Source organism: Pseudomonas sp. SDO5591_S426 (assembly GCF_054070755.1).
In genome coordinates, this window is record NZ_JBSVXD010000007.1 from 1 (window position 1) to 17022 (window position 17022).

Sequence of the window (17022 nt, forward strand, 5' to 3'; positions counted from 1 at the left end):
GCAATGTTTGTGAACGACATCAACCCTGTGGGAGCGGGCTTGCCCGCGAAGGGGTCGGCCTATTCAACATGGATGCCGGCTCACTACCAGCCGAGCGACCTTCTCTGCTCATTCAAAAACCGCCCGGTCGCGGCATAGTCGGTTACACCAATCTCCGCGACCGACAACCGATCCGGCACATCCAACAAACCACGAGCCAGCTCCGCCACCCGTTCCGCCGCCGGCACAACGCTGTGGATCTTGCCCACGCCCTGCCCCGCATACAGCGACAATTTCTCGGCCATTCGCGGCTTGTCGATCGCCCGGGCGCCGCCGCCGATGAAGCGCAGCAGGTTCCATTTGTCCCGGTTGGGGATCACCCGGTGCGGCGTGCCGTAGGTCCAGCCGAACGAATAGCCGGTGCGGTACTCGGTATCGTCAGTGGTCGCCTCGACGATTTTTTGTTTGTACAACGGATGGGCGTTGGACTCATCGGTGGCAATGAAGGCCGTGCCCACCACCACCCCGGATGCGCCGAGCGACATCAGCGCCCGCACGTCGTCGCCGTGGGTGATGCCACCCGCCGCCAGCACCGGTCGCCCTTCCGAGACGGCAAGGATCGAGGTGAGCAACGGCATGATGCCGATCGTGCCTCGATTGAGATGCCCGCCGCTTTCACTGCCCTGGGCGATGATGATGTCCGCGCCTTGGGCGATGGCGATGTTGGCCAGCTCTACCGACCCCGCTTGCACCATCACGATCAACCCGGCGTCCTTGGCTCGGGGAATCATGTCGGCGGCATACTTCTCGGCGTAGAACAGCGACAGCAGCTTGGGCTTTTCCTTGAGGATTACCTGAAACTGCGCTTCGAACACATCCGGACCACCGAACTGCGGCACCAGGTTCACCCCGAAGGGCTGATCAGTCAGTGCGCGGGTTTCCTGTATCCAGCGGCGCAAGGCCAGGGGCGGCAGGCGCAAGCCGCCGATAACGCCCATGCCGCCGGCATTGGCCACGGCGCCCACCAATTGCGGACCGGAAATCGCCGCCATGCCGCCAAGAAAAATCGGGTACTTCACGCCGCAAAGCCGGGTAATGGCGTTACCGGCAAAATCGAATCTGTCCTGGTTCATGACTCACAGCTCCACATGTTTGCCCAGCATCCGCTTGAGCGTGTTGTTCTTCAGGAGAAAGTGATTCTTTACTGCGCCGAAAATATGCAGCGCGAGCCCGGCGAGAAACGCCGAGGCGCCGATGTCGAACAGCACGTCGACCACATGCTTCAACGCCTCATTGGCGGGCAGTATGTTCGGAATCCACAAACCGCCGGGCAGCTCCACCACCTCGCCGGCAGCGGACCGTGACGCCCATACCGCAATCGGCAACAGCACCATCGCCAAGGCCAGCGACACCGCCACCGAGCGACTGATGATCACTTCGATAGGGTTCGGCGTGCCTACCGGCAGCGGATGGTATGAGGTGATCCGCGCCCAGAACCGGTAAGACGAGACGAGGACTAGAATCAGGCCCAGCAGGTTTTGCAGCCTGCCGAGTTCCAGTTGCTGTGCTGCGCTGGAGGCTTGGCCAATCAACAGTTGCAGGCCGAAAATCGCCAGCAGCGCAAACGCCACGACCCAGTGCAGGGCGACGGTGATGGGGGAAAATCTCAGGCCATTGTCTCGAAGTTGCATGGCTGACTCCTTTTGCAGAGTGCGCAAATCAGGAATGGATGGACCGCGAAGGTCTTAGTGGTTGACTGCCTGCGCGGCGCCGAGCCCGGTCTGGGCACGGATCAACTGATCATCGAAACGCTCGCGCTCAAGCCCTGCTCCATGGCTGCGATCAGTGACCGAGCCCAGCCAGGTGAACAGGAACGCCACGTTCATCGAGATGATCGCCGGGTAGTCATAGGGGAAAATCGCGTCGGCATTGCCCAGCACCTTGACCCACACCGCCGGCGAGAGAATGACCAGCCCGACCGCACTCACCAGCCCGGCGACACCGCCGATCAACGCGCCGCGAGTGGTCAGCCCTTTCCAGTACATCGAGAGCACCAGGATCGGGAAGTTGACCGAGGCCGCCACACCGAACGTCAGCGCCACCAGGAAAGCGATGTTCTGGTCCTTGAACAAGATCCCCAATACCACCGCGACAATACCGATCCCCACCGAAGCGATGCGCGATACACGGCGTTCGTCCTTGGCCTCGGCCTTGCCCTTTTTAACCACCATCACATACAAGTCGTGAGAGATCGCCGACGTGCCGGCCATGGTCAGCCCGGACACCACAGCCAGAATCGTCGCGAACGCCACGGCGGAAATGAAGCCCAGCAGCAGATCGCCGCCCACGGCTTTGGCCAGGTGCATCACCGGCATGTTGCCGCCGCCGATCAACTTGCCCGCCAGATTGCCGCCCTCGTAGAAGGCCGGGTCTTGCCCGACGATCACAATGGCCGCCAGGCCCAGCACCGCCACGATCAGGTAGAAAAAGCCGATGAAGCCCGTGGCGACGAACACCGATTTGCGCGCCTGCTTGGCATCCGGCACGGTAAAGAAGCGCATGAGGATGTGCGGCAGTCCTGCCGTGCCAAACACCAGTCCAAGCGACAACGAGATCAGCGACAGCGGGTCGGCCACGAGTTTGCTCGGCAGCAGAATCCGCTCGCCATCGCGGTGCGCGGCCACAGCTTTCTCGAACAGCAGATCGAAGGAAAAGCCGAATTTGCTCAGCGCCAGAAACGCCAGCAGCGTCCCGCCCACCAGCAGCAACCCGGCCTTGATGATCTGCACCCACGTGGTGGCGACCATGCCGCCGAAGGTGACGTAGACCGCCATCAGCAAACCCACGGCAATCACCGCATAGTTGTATGGCAGACCGAACAACAGCTGAATCAACTGCCCTGCCCCGACCATCTGCACCACCAGATAAAAACACACCACCGTCAGCGAGCCGAAGGCCGTCATCGTGCGGATGCGGTTTTGATCGAGGCGAAAAGAAGCGATGTCAGAGATGGTAATGCGCCCTAGATTGCGGATGCGCTCGGCGAACAGAAACAGCAGCAATGGCCAGGCGACAAAGAAGCTGATCGAGTACAGCACGCCATCGAAGCCGTTGAAGAAGATCATGCTGGTAACGCCCAGCAACGCCGCCGCGGACATGTAGTCACCGGCCAGTGCCAGACCGTTTTGGAAGCCGCTGATACCACCGCCGGCCGTGTAGAAATCGTCCATGGATTTGGTTTTGGAGGCGGCCCAGTACGTGATGCCAAGCGTCGTCACGACGAAGACCAGGAACATGCTGATAGCGGTGATGTTGATCGGTTGTTTTTCGACGCTCTGGATAACGTCGCCGGCCATGGCGCGAGCAGCGAATACGCACAGCAGCACGGGCAGGATGAGGTTCACAAGGACGCGTTTCATACGATGGCCCCCGCGCGGATTTCTGCGGTGAGGTCATCGAACTCGCCATTGGCGCGATGGATGTAAAGCCCGGTAAACAACCAGGCGCCGACAATGAACACGGCACCTAAAGGCCAACCGATGCTGATGATGCTGGTGGCGGAAAGTTTCGTCGCTAGCAGCTGAGGGGCGAAGGCGGCGACGAGGATGAACGTGAAGTACGGGACAAGGGTTGCAGCGGTAAGACTGGCGACGAATCTTCGCTGCCGTGAGACCAAGTCCTTGTACCGGGGGTGGTTACGGATTCTGGCTGACTCAGATGCATGATTCACGTTGACTCCGTGTAGCAGTGGTTGCGTTATTGTTGTTCCACAGCCTCAGATTCAGACTCGATCCGCCACTGGCTGCGGTATCTGTGCCCCTTCAACCTATGCCCGCCTCTTGATCATGTAAAATGATCATTTATGATTCCATTGATCGTTTTTGGTGAATCAAAAGCGGCCGTTTGCTTGTCTTTCCGAGACGCCAGCCCTAATCTCTTCCATGCTTTAGATACACAGCTGGCTATTACTTTTTGAGATAGGTGAGTTCGATGGATGTTACGGATCTCAAGATGGTGGATGCGGTGGCGCGCCACGGCAGCATGAACAAGGCCGCGAGCGAGCTGAACACCGTGCAGTCCAACGTGTCGGCGCGGATTCGCTCGTTGGAGGACGAGCTCGGCGTCGCGCTGTTCCAACGCAGCGCCAAGGGTGTGCAGGTAACGCCTGCAGGCCGGCGCATCCTGCCCTTCGCCGCCCGCCTTTCGAAATTGCTGCACGATGCTTCCAGCGCCGCCCGCGATGACGGCCATCCCAAAGGCGTGCTGGAAATCGGCACGCTGGAGACCACCCTCGCCCTGCGTCTGCCGCACCTGATCGCCCGGTTTGCCAAGGCTTATCCCGAGGTTCGCCCGGTGGTGCGCACCGGCACTACGTGCAGCCTGATCCAGGGCGTCATCGACTGTAAGCTCGAAGGTGCGTTTGTGGTCGGACCGGTCAATCATCCGGAGCTGCACACTGAAGTCGCCTTCCGCGAAGAACTGGTGCTGGTCACCTCACCGTCCCTGCAAAAACTGGAAGATGTCGCTGGCATCGACAACCTGAAGACCGTGGTGTTTCGACTCGGCTGTTCCTATCGCCAGCGCCTGGATACGCTGTTGACCAGCCTCGGCGTACTGGCGCCCGAGCCGCTGGAGTTCGGCTCGATCGAGGCGATTATTGCCTGCGTGTCAGCCGGGGTCGGGATTACGTTGTTGCCCAGAGGCGTGATCGCGAACGCTGCACGCGAGGGGTTGGTGACCGTGCACGAACTACCCGCCGAATTGGCGGAAGTGGAGACGGTGTTCGTGCGGCGCATCGACGGCTACCTCTCCAGCGCGCTGACCACCTTTCTGCACAGCGTTCATCTGGAGGGCGCCGTAGCGGCCGAGACCGCATAGAAGCGACTTTTCACCCAGCCGTTGATCCCGGCGCTCACTACCAGCAGCGCGCCGGTTACCAGGAACACGTGGTGCAATCCGAAATGCGCACCGATCTGGCCACCGATCAGCGGCCCGATCACCTGCCCGGAAAACTGCGCCGATTGCAGATAGCCGAGGATTTTTCCGGTGTTGTGATCCTCTACCGATTGCCGGATCAGCTTGGCAATGGCCGGCAGCAGCCCGGCGATGGTCATGCCCATCAGCCCACGCAACACCGCCAGTTGCCACCACTGCGTGACGAAGGCCTGGGGCACCATGACGATGCCGGTCAACACCAGGCAACCGATGATCACGTTCCAGCTGCCGACCCGATCGGCCAGTGCACCGAGTCTGGCGGCGGTCAGAATGCTGCCCAGCGCCGAGCAGGCCATCACCACGCCGGCGATCCGCGCCTGATCATCAAGGGCCACGCCCAGGTGTCCGATGTAGACGGTGATGATCGGCTCAATCGACATGTTGGCCAGCAGCACCATCATTGCCGTCATCAGCAGCGCGCCGATGATCGGCCAACGAGAACTGACGCCTTCGACCGGGGATTTTTTGTCGCGCCGGGCGCCGTCCGTTCCACGATCGAAGTCCTCGCGAATCAGCGCGATGGTGGTGATCGCCGCCACAGCGATCATCGCGCCGCCAACAAAAAAAGTGCCCCGTATCCCCACCAACTGCGGGAGAAATCCTCCCACCAGCGGCCCGATCAAATTGCCGGACAACGCCCCCGTCGACAGTACCCCCAGCGCCCAACCGGCTTTTTCCCGTGGGACCTGGGAGCCGATCATCACAATCGAAGCCGATGCGTAGCCGCCAATAAGCCCGGCGATCAGCCGCAGCACCACCAGATCGGTGACGTCCCGCGCCAGCCCGATCAGCGACATCACGATCGCCATGCCGATAGCCGCGCGAACCAGCATCGGTTTACGCCCGAAACGATCAGCCAACCGCCCCCAGAGTGGCGCGGTAATCGCCGTGCCAAAGAACGTCGCACCGAAAGCCACGGCCGACCACTGCACCACATCGGCCTGTTCGGTGACGCCCAGTTGTTGCACATAGAGCGGCAGGAACGGCAACAGCATGCTCAGGCTCACCAGCGTGGTGAACGAACCGAATACACAAACAGCCAGGTTGCGACGCCAGTAGGAAAGATTGCGATCGGCATAATTCACGTGAACAGGTGCTCCGCGGACGAATTTGAAATGATTCGCCGCCGACACTACGCGCGAGCAGATATCTCAAGAAGCGAATTAATCAGACAGCACCTATCTTGGATAGTGATATGCACCCGATCACTGTAGGAGTGAGCCTGCTCGCGATGACGGTCTTCCAGCCACAGCGTATATATCGGATGTACCGGCCTCTTCGCGAGCAGGCTCACTCCTACAGGGTTTTGATTACACGGTGTATCAACAGTAATTCCTCGCGAGCGATATATCTTCAAGTCAGGGCTTTTTAGAGTGGCCGACGCACTGCGTTCTTTCACTCCACGAGCGAACCTTCATGCCCCACGATTTGAATCATCTTGATGCCGCGCTGGCCGCTTACCCTCGGGTGGCATTGCTCGAAGGCGCGACACCGATCCAGAAACTGGCCCGATTGAGCCGATTGCCCGAACTCAATGGCTGCAACCTCTACGTCAAACGCGATGACCTGACCGGACTCGGCGGTGGCGGCAACAAGCTACGTAAACTGGAATTCCTGCTCGGCGAAGCACTGGCCGAAGGCGCTGATACGTTGGTGACCTGGGGCGGTTTTCAGTCCAACCATGCGCGACTGACCGCTGCCGTGGCGGCCCGCCAAGGCCTGGCCTGCGAGCTGATTCTGACCCCGTCCGCCGTGCGCACCGATGACGACTTTTGCCACAACGGCAACGTCCTGCTGGACGGCTTGTTTGGCGCGAAGGTTCATCGGCTACCCCGCGGGGTGATGCCGGATGCCTATGCGGCGCAGTTGGTCGAGCAGCTCAAGAGTCTGGGTAAAAAACCCTTTGTCATGCCGTTGGGCGGTTCCAGTCCGCGGGGCAGCCTGGGTTATGCCGCGTGCGCGGCCGAGACCCTGCGCCAGGCTGACACGCTGGGCGTGCAATTCGAGCGAATCATCGTGCCCAATGGCAGCGCCGGGACGCACTCGGGACTGCTGGCGGGTGTCACCCTGGCCGGGGCGACGACGCAGATCCTCGGCTATTCGGTACTGGCGACCGAGGAACAGGCCACGTCCACGACTCTGGAAAAAACCCGCCAGGTTTTGCAGCTGCTTGATCCATCCTCAACGCTGGCCGACAGCGCGATTCGCGTGGATGGCAGTCAACGCGGCGAGGCCTATGGCGCACCGACCGAAACGATGCTCGAAGCGCTGCGCCTGCTCGCGTCCCAGGAAGGCTTGCTGACGGATCCGGTCTACGGCGGCAAAGCCTTCGCCGGACTGCTGGCCGCCGTGCGCCGGGGCGATTACCCGGCGGGTAGCAATCTGTTGTTCGTGATGACCGGTGGCCTGCCCGGTCTGTTCGCCTATCGCAGCGCATTCGACTGACAGGTATTTCAGCGGCCATAAAAAAACCTCCCCGGGCGCGAACCCGGGGAGTTTTTTTTACAGCCGTATCGAGTGATCAGCCCTGGGCTTTGCTCATTTTGGTGAACAATTCGGTCGGTACTTTCTTGCCGTTGGAGGTGAACTGGTTGGTGCGGAATTTGTAGACTTCGCCTTCGGAGAGGAAACCGTCGTTGTTGGTGTCCATCGCCTTGAACTCTTCACCGCCCTGTGGGGCCACGGTCAGCAGTTCTTTCAGCGAAACGCGACCGTCGTGGTCGGTGTCGGTACGGGCGAACGAAGCGTCGCCGCACTTGCCTTCACCGCATTTGCCTTCACCGGCCTTGGTCACTTTGGCGCCGGACTCTTCAGCACCACATTTACCTTCGCCACACTTGCCTTCACCGGTCTTTTCTGCGGCGGCCAGTTGGTAGCCCTGGGGCAGCGCTTCTGCGGCAAAAGCGGTGGAAGCGAGGTTCATGCTGCCGGCCAGTGCAACAGCGATCAGGCCAATACGGGATTTGTTCGACATACGGGACATGGTGATTCTCCGGATTACTGTGTGCGGCCAGGCCGCTAAGGTCATTGCCACTAAGGGCGATAAGCCGTGGTGCGAGGCGCGTTTGCTTTCTCGCTAAGGCAGGGCTATTTGACTGCAACCGTGTATCCCGGATGTATCCGGTTCGAGGGGCATTTGTAAGCCAGTCTCCGTACAGTGGGTTCGGATACACAGCGATACACATGCCCCGGACCTTTGTTTGCGCAAGCGGGCTGCGCAGGCTGCCTGCACGAGATAACACCTCAGGAAAATTGACGAGGGACCTGGCGTTTTCTAAGGTGACGTCGCAATCGTCTGCGTTCGGCCTAAAGCACGGGAGGTGTGATCAATGAAGCCATTCAGAGTGCGCGAGCTGAACAGTACGGATACCGAAGCGTTGCTGGCCTTCGAAATTCAGAACCGCGAATGGTTCGAATCCCATATCGATGCGCGCGACCCTGCCTTTTACACACTGACGGGTGTCGCCGAGCATATTCAAAGTTACTTATCCGACTTTGCTTGCGGCGCCTGGCATCCGTTTGTCATCGAAGACGACAACGGAGAAATCGTGGGTCGAGCGAACTTGAAAAGCATTGACTCAGCGAACAGCACTGCAGAGGTAGGTTATCGGATCGATCAGCGCGCTTGCGGTCAGGGTCTGGCGACACTGGCGCTCAAGCATCTGATCCAGGAGGCACAGATGCGTTGGGGGCTTACGCAATTGGTTGCTTATGTTTATGAGGCGAATATCGGCTCGAAGAAAGTACTGGGTCGGTGCGGGTTCTTGCTTGAACCGCCAGCTACAAGCGCCAAGGCCGGGGACGAACGCCGATTCGTCCTTTCGATCTAGATAATCGGGCTCAAGCCAGCAGTTCGGTGATCCACCGGGCCTGCCGGGCAAGGTCTTGCACCTTGTCCTCGGGCACGGCCTGCCGCGCATGGGCGAAGCTGGCCAGCGTCTTGTGCTTCTGATGCAGCATGCGCCGCCATTTGGCCAGGAACGCCGGGCTGCGGGCCTGCATCTGTAGCGGACCGAAATACAGTTCCTCGTCGGTGTACGTCACTGGCTCGGAGCGTTCGGCGACGATGATTTCGTAGTCGAAGCGGTTTTCCCGCAGCAGTTCCTCGCAGAGGATGCGGTAGCCATTGTCCATCAACCATTGGCGCAGTGGCTGCTCGCCGCCGTTGGGTTGCAGGATCAGGCGTTCCTGACCGCTCAGGCGCGCCTTGCCGCTTTCGAGGATGTCGCGGATCGTCTCGCCGCCCATGCCGCAGATGCTGATTGCAGTGATCTCGTCTGCCGGCTCGATCGCCGCCAGGCCGCTCGCCAGTCGCACGATGATTTGCTGGTCCAGGTCATTCTCACGCACCGTGCGTTCGGCAGCGCGAAACGGCGTCAATGCCACCTCGCCCGCCACCGCCGCCGCAATGGCGCCACGACGCATCAACGCCACTGGCAGGTAGCCGTGATCCGATCCGATATCGGCCAGGCGCGCACCTGCCGGCACATGCGCCGCCACGCGTTCCAGGCGCATGGACAATGTCTGTTCGTTCAACTGCAACCCCTTTTCACCACGCACGTCCGGCACCTTTGGCCGGATGGGGCGCGATTCTGTCGAGCAATGCCGCGTATTACAACTTTATGCGACCAAGACCATGGTTCTAACCCAATTCGCCCCCCACATCTCGCTGGTTGGCCAGGTTGGCGAATTAGGGATACGCTGGTCAATCTCCTTTCTGAATCGCTATTCCATGACCAACCCAGAGCTTTCACTAGACGTTGACGCCATCAGCAGCATTGATGCTGTGCCGGTGATCTTGAGCATGGTCAAACATCTCACCGGCATGCGTTTCGCGGCGGTGGCGAGAGTCACGGAAAGGAGTTGGGTGGCATGCGCCGTCGATGATTCCATCGATTTCGGGTTGAAACCCGGTGGTGAACTGGTGCTTGAGTCGACCATCTGCCATGAGATTCGGCAACACCGACAGCCCGTGATTTTCGGTCACGCCAGCGCCCATCCGGTTTTTTCGTTGCACCATACGCCCAGGACTTATGGGCTGGAGAGCTACATCTCCATTCCTATCATCAGGGCCAACGGTGATTTTTTCGGCACCTTGTGCGCCATCGACTCGGTGCCTGCGAACCTGGATGAGCCCGCCATTGCCCAGACGCTCACGCTTTTCGCCCAATTGATCGCGATGAGTCTCGACACTCAGCACCGGTTGGCAGAAACAAAAGCCGAACTGGTCAACGCCAAAGAGCTGGGGCGGCTGCGCGAGCAGTTCATCGCGGTGCTCGGGCACGACCTGCGAACGCCATTGAGCGCAATCCGCATGAGTGCCGATCTGCTGGAAACCAAAACAACGGACAAGCGATCCCTGAACCTGATTTCGGCCATTCGCAACAGCTCGATGCGCATGGGCGTGCTGATTGAAAATGTTCTCGATTTTGCACGCGGGCGGCTGGGTGGCGGAATACCGATCCAGCGCAAACTGGTCGATGACCTGCAGCGCACCCTGCGTTTGACCGTAGAAGAGGTGCAGGCCTCTGTTCCCCAGGCAAACCTTGTACCGCAGTTGAACCTGCCGGCGGGCGTCTATTGCGACGCCCTGCGTATCAGCCAGTTGTTATCCAATCTTCTGGGGAATGCGATTACCCACGGTTCCGTCGCGGAGCCGGTCAACGTGCGGGCCTATACCGAGGGTGAAGAGGTGGTTATTTCCGTCACCAACCAGGGTGCGCCCATTCCTGCTCAATTAATCCCGCTGTTGTTTGAGCCTTTTACCCGATCGGAAGCCGGGCAGCGCGGGGAAGGCTTGGGACTGGGCCTTTACATTGCCTCCCAGATTGCCACCGCCCATAACGGGACCTTGAGTGTCTCCTCGACGCTGGAGGCGGGAACCTGTTTTGTCGCAAGATTTCCGGCTCAATTCCGATGGGTATGAATCAACAATCAAGTGCATCCCTCTGATTGCAATCGTGATGCATCTCGCCGCGAACCAGTTCACCAACGTTACGATCAGACCTGCAAACATTTACTTACAAATAAACCGCTCGCTAAAAATCGGGCCAGCGACTACAAGTGATAGGTTACGCCTCCTGATCGGGCCATGAGATGCCTAGCCTTAATATGCGCATCAAACTTCCCGGTATACCTGCTCTCGGTGCTTATCTGGCACTGTCGTGCCTCTTTGCGGCCGCATGGTTCGCCAATCCTGCCAACACGCACTCTTCCTTTGCATTGATGAAGCCAGTGCTGGCCGTGGCCGATCAAGTGGCCAAGCCCATTTATACCAGCCGTTTCGCCTCCTCCGGGCTCGTCGACTTCGTGCACTCCTCAGCCGTGACAGCCTTGCCTGACGGTAGCTTGATGACAGCCTGGTTCGCCGGCACGCGTGAAGGCGCTGCCGATGTGCAGGTGCGTTCCGCCCGCTTCGATGCAAAAACCGGCGAATGGGGTGCCGAACAGGTATTGGCGACTCGGGATTCAACCCAACAGGGCACGCAAAAATACATTCGCAAGCTGGGCAACCCGGTGATTGCACTGGCGCCGGATAATCGCCTGTGGCTGTTCTACGTGTCCGTGTCCATGGGTGGCTGGGCCGGGAGTGCCGTCAACGTGATGGTTTCCGACGACTTCGGTGAACATTGGTCCGCTCCGCGCCAACTGATCACGTCGCCCTTTCTGAACATCAGCACCCTGGTCCGGTCGGCACCGGTGTTTCATGCCGATGGCTCGATCGGTCTTCCGGTCTACCACGAATTCCTGGGCAAGTTCGCCGAGTACCTGTACTTGAGCGCTGACGGCAATGTGATCGACAAGTACCGCATCAGCCACGGCAAAAACTCACTGCAACCCACCGTGGTTCCGCTGGACAGGCAGCGCGGCATCGCCTTGTTGCGTTATGCCGGCAACACCCACCACCGTGTTCTGGCCACCCGCACTGAAGATGCCGGGCAAACGTGGAGTGAACCGTATCCGCTCGAGCCATGGAATCCGAATTCCTCGCTGGCGGCCGTCGCGACTCCCGAGCACGGTTTGCTGGTAGCGCTCAATGACCTGCAAGAGGGGCGTTTCAAGCTGAGCCTTTATGGCACCGATGCAAAAATGGACGATTGGCGCTCGTTGCGTGACCTGGACAAATCACCTGATCCGGAGGGCGATCCGTTCTCACCCGAGGCCTACAAGGAAATCATCGGCAATGAGTTCCGCGGTTCCAGTGGAGCGCTGCGCCAACCGCTGGCGGCGCAATTTCTGGACAACCTCGATAAGCGCGTCTGCAAAAGCAAAGGGTGTGAGTTTGAATATGAATACCCCTATTTCATTCGTAGTCCAGACGGCATGTATCACTTGGTTTACTCCTGGAACAACACGTTCATCAAGCACGTCAGCTTCAACGAAGCGTGGCTGTCCGAGCGTCTCAAATGATTAACCTCTGGCAAGCCCATGTCAGCTTCGCGATGATCAGCTTCCTGCTGCTGCCGTCTTTTGGTTTGAACAGGGCCTGGCGAATCGCCCTGCTGGTCGCCTTGCTGGCCGCCAGTTTCATACCCGTGGACGGGTTGTCGTTGGCCGTGTATTTGCGCAGCCACATTGACGACCTGGCGATCACGACGCTGATATTCATGGCATGGGGTTGTCTACGGCGGCTGGGCTTCTTGCCGCCAGCGCAGCAGGACAGGAACTGCGTATTGATCCTATTCGCCGCGTTGGCGCTGGTGTTGTACCCGGCAACCCTGGGTCTAAGTGATCTGGACCCTTATCGGTTTGGCTACAGCCCGCGTCCGATGCTGATTTTCTTCGGCCTGCTGACATTGGGTCTGTTTTACCTGCGCAACGGTCTGGCCGTCGTGATGCTGGCCGGCGCGACCCTGGCCTTCATCGCCGGGATCAAACCTTCGCAAAATTATTGGGATTACCTGGTTGATCCACTACTGGGTCTGTATTGCTGCGCGGCACTTGTGCTGCTTTTCACACGCTGGACGTATGGCTGCCTGAACAAGCGACGCGGCTCAGTGCGCAACCGAACGGCTTGAGACTCAACAACACTTTTAACAGGGGAACATGGATGGGTTGGCTGCATTCGAGACGTTTGCACTATTGGCTGGGCGCAACAGCGATTCTGTTTGTGCTGTTTGCCCTGCTACGGGTGGTGTTCTTTTTCGGCTTTTCCGGTTTCGACGCCAAAGCCCTGATCGACCAGGATGCCGTCCTGGAAAACCTGGGCATCGGCTTTCGTTTCGATCTGCGCCTGGCCATCCTGGTGATGCTGCCGCTAGCGTTACTGGCCTCGATTCCTCGCTGGAACCTTGTCGGCAGCCGTCTGCTCCGCCTGATCGCACGCGTATACATTGTGCTGGCCCTGGGTGCCCTGCTGCTGATCTACATCATCGATTTCGGGCATTACGCGTACCTGGGCGTGAGGATCAACGCCACCGTCCTGCGCTTCATCGATGATGCACAAATATCCCGTGACATGGTCTGGCAAACCTACCCGGTTATCTGGATTTCCCTGGGTTGGCTGGCAACGGTAGCGTTAGTGACACTGGCGCTGGTGCGTCTGGAACGCGTAACACTGGACCGCCCCCGCAAGCCGATTCACCCGCTCTCCGCCACATGGGGTGGTGCGGTGATGCTCGTAGTGGTGTTGCTGGGCATTTTAGGTCGTGTCGAGCACATGAACCTGGAAAACCCTGTGCCGTTGCGCTGGAGCGATGCCTTCTTCTCGGGCAATAACCAGATTGCCGCACTGGGCCTGAACCCGGTAATTTTCCTCTATGACACGGTCAAGGTCGGCCAGTCGCGCTATGACGAAGCGCAGGTACGCGAACTTTACCCGGTCATGACCAACTACCTGGGCGTCGATCAGCCCGACGCGCAAACCCTCAATTTCGTACGTCACCAAGCACCACAATCCTACAAAGTACCCGGTTCCCGGCCGCCGAACGTGATGTTCGTCATGCTCGAATCGCTGGGCACCAGTGCCGTCGGCGCCTACGGCAACCCGATCAATCCGACGCCCAATCTCGATCGCCTGGCCACGCAGAGCTGGTTCTTCGAACACTTCTATGTTCCGGTGACGGGGACCGCTAAAACTGTCTGGGCCAGCATTACCGGGATTCCGGATGTTACGCGCCAGGAATCGGCAACGCGTAACCCGTTGATCACCAAACAGCACTCCCTGATCAATGCCTTCACCGGTTACGAGAAGATCTACACCATCGGCGGCAACTCCGGCTGGGCCAACATGAATGCCCTGATCCGGCAAAGCATCGACGGCGTTCGCTTGTACGAAGAGCGGGACTGGAAGTCCCCGGTGGTGGATGTCTGGGGCATCTCCGATCTGGACCTGTTCAAGGAAACCGACCGCATCCTGCAAGCACTGCCCAAAGACAAACCGTTCTTTGCGTATGTGCAGACTGCCGGTAACCATCGCCCTTTCACCATTCCCAAGACCAATGACGGATTCGAGGTCAAGCACCCTACCCTCGAAGAAGTCCAGGCCGCAGGATCGCGCAGTGTCGAGCAATACAACGCCGTGCGCCTGCTGGACTTCAACATTGGACGCCTGATGGAAATCGCCAAGGCTGGCGGCTACTACGACAACACCATTTTCGTGCTGTTTGGCGACCACAACACCCGTATCGCCCAGATCCCTTTCCTGGCCCCGGCCTATGAGCAACTGGGCCTGGAAAGCAACGCGGTGCCGATGATCATCCACGCCCCGGGCTTGCTCGGGACGCGCAAGGTCGAGGAAGCGGTTGGCCTGGTGGACTTGCTGCCAACCGTGGCGGGCATGGCCGGTCTTGAGTTCCGCAACGGTGGCATGGGTCGTGATATCCAGCAGCCTGCGCCCGAAGGCGAGCGCGTGGTACCGCTGGTATTGCGTGAGGGAACGTTCCCGTTGATTGCCGGCGTGACTCAACATTACATGGTGCAAATGGAGCACGACGGCAGCTCGCCATCGCTCCACGACCTAGCCTCGAAGACGCCGCTGGACAACGTGGCAGAGCAAAACCCTGAAGAGTTCAAGCGCCTGGTGGAGTTGACCCGCGCCATGCATGAAACCTCAAGGTTGATGCTGTATCAGAACGTGCGCGAGTAACAACTCTTTCCAGCGCGGCCGGGGTGATGGAAGGCCACACCACCGCAATAGACAAGCCATAAAATCAAAAGGCCCCGGCACTTCGCAGTGTCCGGGGCCTTTGGCGTTGTATTGAACCGGTCAGGTTTTTTTAAAACTCCTGAACGGTCGGGCGCAGCACCACTTCGCTGATATCCACTTCAGCGGGCTGTTCGATTGCGTAGGCAATTGCCCGTGCAACAGAGTCCGCCGGGATAGCCTGCTTGTAGAACTCATTCACGTTGTTCGACGACGCTTCGTCCGCGCTGCCGTACTTGAGTTCCGAGTCCACCGCGCCCGGGGAAATCAAGGTCGTGCGGATGTTGCCGCCGACTTCCATGCGCAGGCCTTCGGTGATGGCCCGTACCGCGTATTTGGTGCCGCTGTACACCGTGCCGCCCGGCGCGAACACCTTGATCCCGGCCACAGAGGCGATGTTGATGATTTGCCCGCTGTTTTGCTGTTGCATGTGTGGCAACGCGGCGGCGATGCCATAGAGCACACCCTTGATGTTGATGTCGATCATCCGGTCCCACTCATCCGTGCGCCCCTGAGCCATGGGTGCAATCGCCATCAGGCCGGAGTTGTTGACCATCACGTCGATACGGCCGAACTGTTCGACAGTGGCTGCGACGAGCGCCTGCACCTGCGCCTGTACCGTGACATCGGTGGCAACGGCCAGCGCTTCACCACCGGCGGCACGAATTTCTTCGGCAATCACCTGCAAACGCTCTTCACGCCGCGCTGCCAATACGACCTTGGCGCCGCGAGCGGCCAGGTGACGGGCGGTGCTTTCACCCAGTCCGCTGCTGGCGCCAGTGATAACCACAACTTTGCCGCTGATGTTGTTGCTCATGTTGATCTCCTTACACCTGGAAAAGAGCAGAACGATTTCTGCATGGCCCGGAGTATGGAAAAAAGCTTTAGTGAAATGAATGGAATAGATAGGATTTCGGAATTCCAGAAAAAGGAACAATCCCATGCTCAATCGCACCGAACTGCTCCGTATATTCTGCTGCGCCGCCGAATCAGGCAGCTTTCGCGAAGCGGCCAACTCCCTGGGCATCTCACCGCAGGCCGTGACCCGCGCGATCAAGGAGCTGGAAGGTATGTTTGGCGAGCCCTTGTTCCATCGCAACACCCGCCAGGTACAGATCAGCGCGTTCGGTGAGCGCCTGGCGGAACAGGCGCGCCCGGCGTTGAGCGGCATCGAGCAGTTGTTCAGTCAACACAGTCGCGCCCGCGATCAGGAAGTGAAAGGTCGGGTGCGGATCACCGTGACGCAGTCAATCGGCCACCGCATGTTGGTGCCGCTGCTGGCTCCGCTGCTGCGTGAACATCCTGAAATCGAACTGGACCTGCGTGTGAACGATGTGATGGTGGACGCCGTCGATGAAAAAATCGACATAGGCATTCGCGTCGGCTTTGTCCGCGACCGCAGCTACATTGCCCGCGTGATCGCGCCCATCGGTTTGCAGGTCGTGGCGACGCCGGAGCTGGTGCAACGCTGCGGCCTCCCCGCCAGTCCACTCGATCTGCAACGCCTGCCGTTATCCGCGCTGGTCGACCGCAACAACGGACGCATCTGGCCTTGGTACTTTGCCGATGAGCAACAGTTCGTGCCCACTCAACCCGCCTTTACCTGCGATGATCAGGAAGTCGAGTGCGAAGCTGTCCTCTCGGGCCTGTGCATCTCCCAACTTCCCGACTACCTGATCACCACTCACCTTGCCAACGGACGACTGATCGCTCTGCTGCCGCACTGTGCGCCTGTTCCGTTGGAGCTATTCATCTACCGCCCCCAACGCGGCCCGGTGCCTGCGCGGGTACGGCTGGTGTATGACCACTTGGCCCAATACCTGAGGGGTGTTTTCGAGTAGGTCAATCAACCGAATGCAGGGCGATGAGGCGAGTCAGGTGCCCGAGCGGCATCAGGCCGATGA

General features: G+C 59.5%; 16 protein-coding genes. 8 read left to right on the plus strand and 8 right to left on the minus strand.

Features of this window, described 5'->3' with window-relative positions:
• Window positions 1-83 precede the first annotated feature (83 nt).
• Genes ACW9JC_RS02945 through ACW9JC_RS02960 form a run of 4 tightly spaced genes read right to left on the minus strand, consistent with a single transcriptional unit; the run spans window position 84 to window position 3709 of the window.
• The gene (locus ACW9JC_RS02945; RefSeq protein ID WP_457453465.1) at window positions 84-1112 is read right to left on the minus strand and encodes an NAD(P)H-dependent flavin oxidoreductase; all 1029 of its coding nucleotides are present in this window, start codon (window positions 1110-1112) and stop codon (window positions 84-86) included.
• 3 nt (window positions 1113-1115) lie between these two features.
• Window positions 1116-1670 carry a cytochrome b gene (locus ACW9JC_RS02950; protein WP_457453466.1) on the minus strand — a complete coding sequence of 185 codons (555 nt, stop codon included), beginning with the start codon at window positions 1668-1670 and terminating at the stop codon, window positions 1116-1118.
• Window positions 1671-1724: 54 nt separating this feature from the next.
• On the minus strand, window positions 1725-3398 hold the full coding sequence (locus ACW9JC_RS02955) for a cation acetate symporter (protein WP_457453467.1): 1674 nt from the start codon (window positions 3396-3398) through the stop codon (window positions 1725-1727).
• Window positions 3395-3709 (minus strand): DUF485 domain-containing protein, encoded by a 315-nt coding sequence (locus ACW9JC_RS02960; RefSeq protein WP_338581222.1) that lies wholly within the window; start codon window positions 3707-3709, stop codon window positions 3395-3397. The genes ACW9JC_RS02955 and ACW9JC_RS02960 overlap by 4 nt, the downstream gene beginning before the upstream one ends.
• Before the next feature lie 260 nt (window positions 3710-3969).
• Here ACW9JC_RS02960 and ACW9JC_RS02965 point away from each other — a divergent pair, with 260 nt between their 5' ends.
• Entirely contained in the window at window positions 3970-4857 is an 888-nt protein-coding gene (locus ACW9JC_RS02965) for a LysR family transcriptional regulator (protein ID WP_457453469.1), read from the plus strand.
• Here the strand turns inward: ACW9JC_RS02965 and ACW9JC_RS02970 are convergent.
• Window positions 4821-6059 (minus strand): MFS transporter, encoded by a 1239-nt coding sequence (locus ACW9JC_RS02970; protein WP_457453470.1) that lies wholly within the window; start codon window positions 6057-6059, stop codon window positions 4821-4823. The two genes, ACW9JC_RS02965 and ACW9JC_RS02970, sit on opposite strands and share 37 nt — an antisense overlap.
• A gap of 331 nt (window positions 6060-6390) precedes the next feature.
• Between ACW9JC_RS02970 and ACW9JC_RS02975 the strand changes: the two genes are divergently transcribed.
• A complete protein-coding gene (locus ACW9JC_RS02975; protein ID WP_457453471.1) occupies window positions 6391-7419 on the plus strand; it encodes a D-cysteine desulfhydrase family protein in 1029 nt (342 codons plus the stop codon).
• 76 nt (window positions 7420-7495) lie between these two features.
• On the opposite strand, the gene ACW9JC_RS02980 is transcribed toward ACW9JC_RS02975, so the two are convergent.
• Window positions 7496-7957, minus strand: coding sequence for an HvfA family oxazolone/thioamide-modified RiPP metallophore (locus ACW9JC_RS02980; protein ID WP_338581226.1), 462 nt, complete (start codon window positions 7955-7957; stop codon window positions 7496-7498).
• A gap of 346 nt (window positions 7958-8303) precedes the next feature.
• On the opposite strand from ACW9JC_RS02980, the gene ACW9JC_RS02985 reads away from it, so the two are divergent.
• Entirely contained in the window at window positions 8304-8804 is a 501-nt protein-coding gene (locus tag ACW9JC_RS02985) for a GNAT family N-acetyltransferase (RefSeq protein WP_457453473.1), read from the plus strand.
• A 10-nt stretch (window positions 8805-8814) separates the two neighbouring features.
• Here the strand turns inward: ACW9JC_RS02985 and ACW9JC_RS02990 are convergent, their stop codons facing one another.
• A complete protein-coding gene (locus ACW9JC_RS02990; RefSeq protein WP_457453475.1) occupies window positions 8815-9510 on the minus strand; it encodes a tRNA (adenine(22)-N(1))-methyltransferase in 696 nt (231 codons plus the stop codon).
• Between ACW9JC_RS02990 and ACW9JC_RS02995 the strand changes: the two genes are divergently transcribed.
• The 4 genes from ACW9JC_RS02995 (at window position 9488) to ACW9JC_RS03010 (ending at window position 15061) form a co-directional block, all read left to right on the plus strand.
• A complete protein-coding gene (locus tag ACW9JC_RS02995) occupies window positions 9488-10900 on the plus strand; it encodes a GAF domain-containing sensor histidine kinase (protein WP_457453477.1) in 1413 nt (470 codons plus the stop codon). The genes ACW9JC_RS02990 and ACW9JC_RS02995 overlap by 23 nt on opposite strands.
• 185 nt (window positions 10901-11085) lie before the next feature.
• Complete coding sequence (locus ACW9JC_RS03000) at window positions 11086-12384, plus strand: sialidase family protein (protein WP_457453550.1); 1299 nt, start codon at window positions 11086-11088, stop codon at window positions 12382-12384.
• Window positions 12381-12992 (plus strand): hypothetical protein, encoded by a 612-nt coding sequence (locus tag ACW9JC_RS03005; RefSeq protein WP_457453479.1) that lies wholly within the window; start codon window positions 12381-12383, stop codon window positions 12990-12992. The genes ACW9JC_RS03000 and ACW9JC_RS03005 overlap by 4 nt, the downstream gene beginning before the upstream one ends.
• A gap of 32 nt (window positions 12993-13024) precedes the next feature.
• Window positions 13025-15061 (plus strand): LTA synthase family protein, encoded by a 2037-nt coding sequence (locus ACW9JC_RS03010; protein ID WP_457453481.1) that lies wholly within the window; start codon window positions 13025-13027, stop codon window positions 15059-15061.
• 130 nt (window positions 15062-15191) lie between these two features.
• On the opposite strand, the gene ACW9JC_RS03015 is transcribed toward ACW9JC_RS03010, so the two are convergent.
• Window positions 15192-15935 (minus strand): SDR family oxidoreductase, encoded by a 744-nt coding sequence (locus ACW9JC_RS03015; RefSeq protein ID WP_457453483.1) that lies wholly within the window; start codon window positions 15933-15935, stop codon window positions 15192-15194.
• A 124-nt stretch (window positions 15936-16059) separates the two neighbouring features.
• Between ACW9JC_RS03015 and ACW9JC_RS03020 the strand changes: the two genes are divergently transcribed.
• Window positions 16060-16959: a LysR family transcriptional regulator gene (locus ACW9JC_RS03020; RefSeq protein ID WP_457453485.1), complete on the plus strand. Its 900-nt coding sequence runs from the start codon at window positions 16060-16062 to the stop codon at window positions 16957-16959.
• Window positions 16960-17022 lie beyond the last annotated feature (63 nt).

Bases quoted from the DNA above. Each gene is read 5' to 3' on its own strand.
- ACW9JC_RS02985 (WP_457453473.1), top strand. From the start codon at position 8,304: ATGAAGCCATTCAGAGTGCGCGAGCTGAACAGTACGGATACCGAAGCG.
- ACW9JC_RS03005 (WP_457453479.1), top strand. From the start codon at position 12,381: ATGATTAACCTCTGGCAAGCCCATGTCAGCTTCGCGATGATCAGCTTC.
- ACW9JC_RS03020 (WP_457453485.1), top strand. From the start codon at position 16,060: ATGCTCAATCGCACCGAACTGCTCCGTATATTCTGCTGCGCCGCCGAA.
- ACW9JC_RS02995 (WP_457453477.1), top strand. From the start codon at position 9,488: ATGGACAATGTCTGTTCGTTCAACTGCAACCCCTTTTCACCACGCACG.
- ACW9JC_RS03010 (WP_457453481.1), top strand. From the start codon at position 13,025: ATGGGTTGGCTGCATTCGAGACGTTTGCACTATTGGCTGGGCGCAACA.
- ACW9JC_RS03015 (WP_457453483.1), bottom strand. From the start codon at position 15,935: ATGAGCAACAACATCAGCGGCAAAGTTGTGGTTATCACTGGCGCCAGC.
- ACW9JC_RS02965 (WP_457453469.1), top strand. From the start codon at position 3,970: ATGGATGTTACGGATCTCAAGATGGTGGATGCGGTGGCGCGCCACGGC.
- ACW9JC_RS03000 (WP_457453550.1), top strand. From the start codon at position 11,086: ATGCGCATCAAACTTCCCGGTATACCTGCTCTCGGTGCTTATCTGGCA.
- ACW9JC_RS02950 (WP_457453466.1), bottom strand. From the start codon at position 1,670: ATGCAACTTCGAGACAATGGCCTGAGATTTTCCCCCATCACCGTCGCC.
- ACW9JC_RS02975 (WP_457453471.1), top strand. From the start codon at position 6,391: ATGCCCCACGATTTGAATCATCTTGATGCCGCGCTGGCCGCTTACCCT.
- ACW9JC_RS02955 (WP_457453467.1), bottom strand. From the start codon at position 3,398: ATGAAACGCGTCCTTGTGAACCTCATCCTGCCCGTGCTGCTGTGCGTA.
- ACW9JC_RS02945 (WP_457453465.1), bottom strand. From the start codon at position 1,112: ATGAACCAGGACAGATTCGATTTTGCCGGTAACGCCATTACCCGGCTT.
- ACW9JC_RS02980 (WP_338581226.1), bottom strand. From the start codon at position 7,957: ATGTCCCGTATGTCGAACAAATCCCGTATTGGCCTGATCGCTGTTGCA.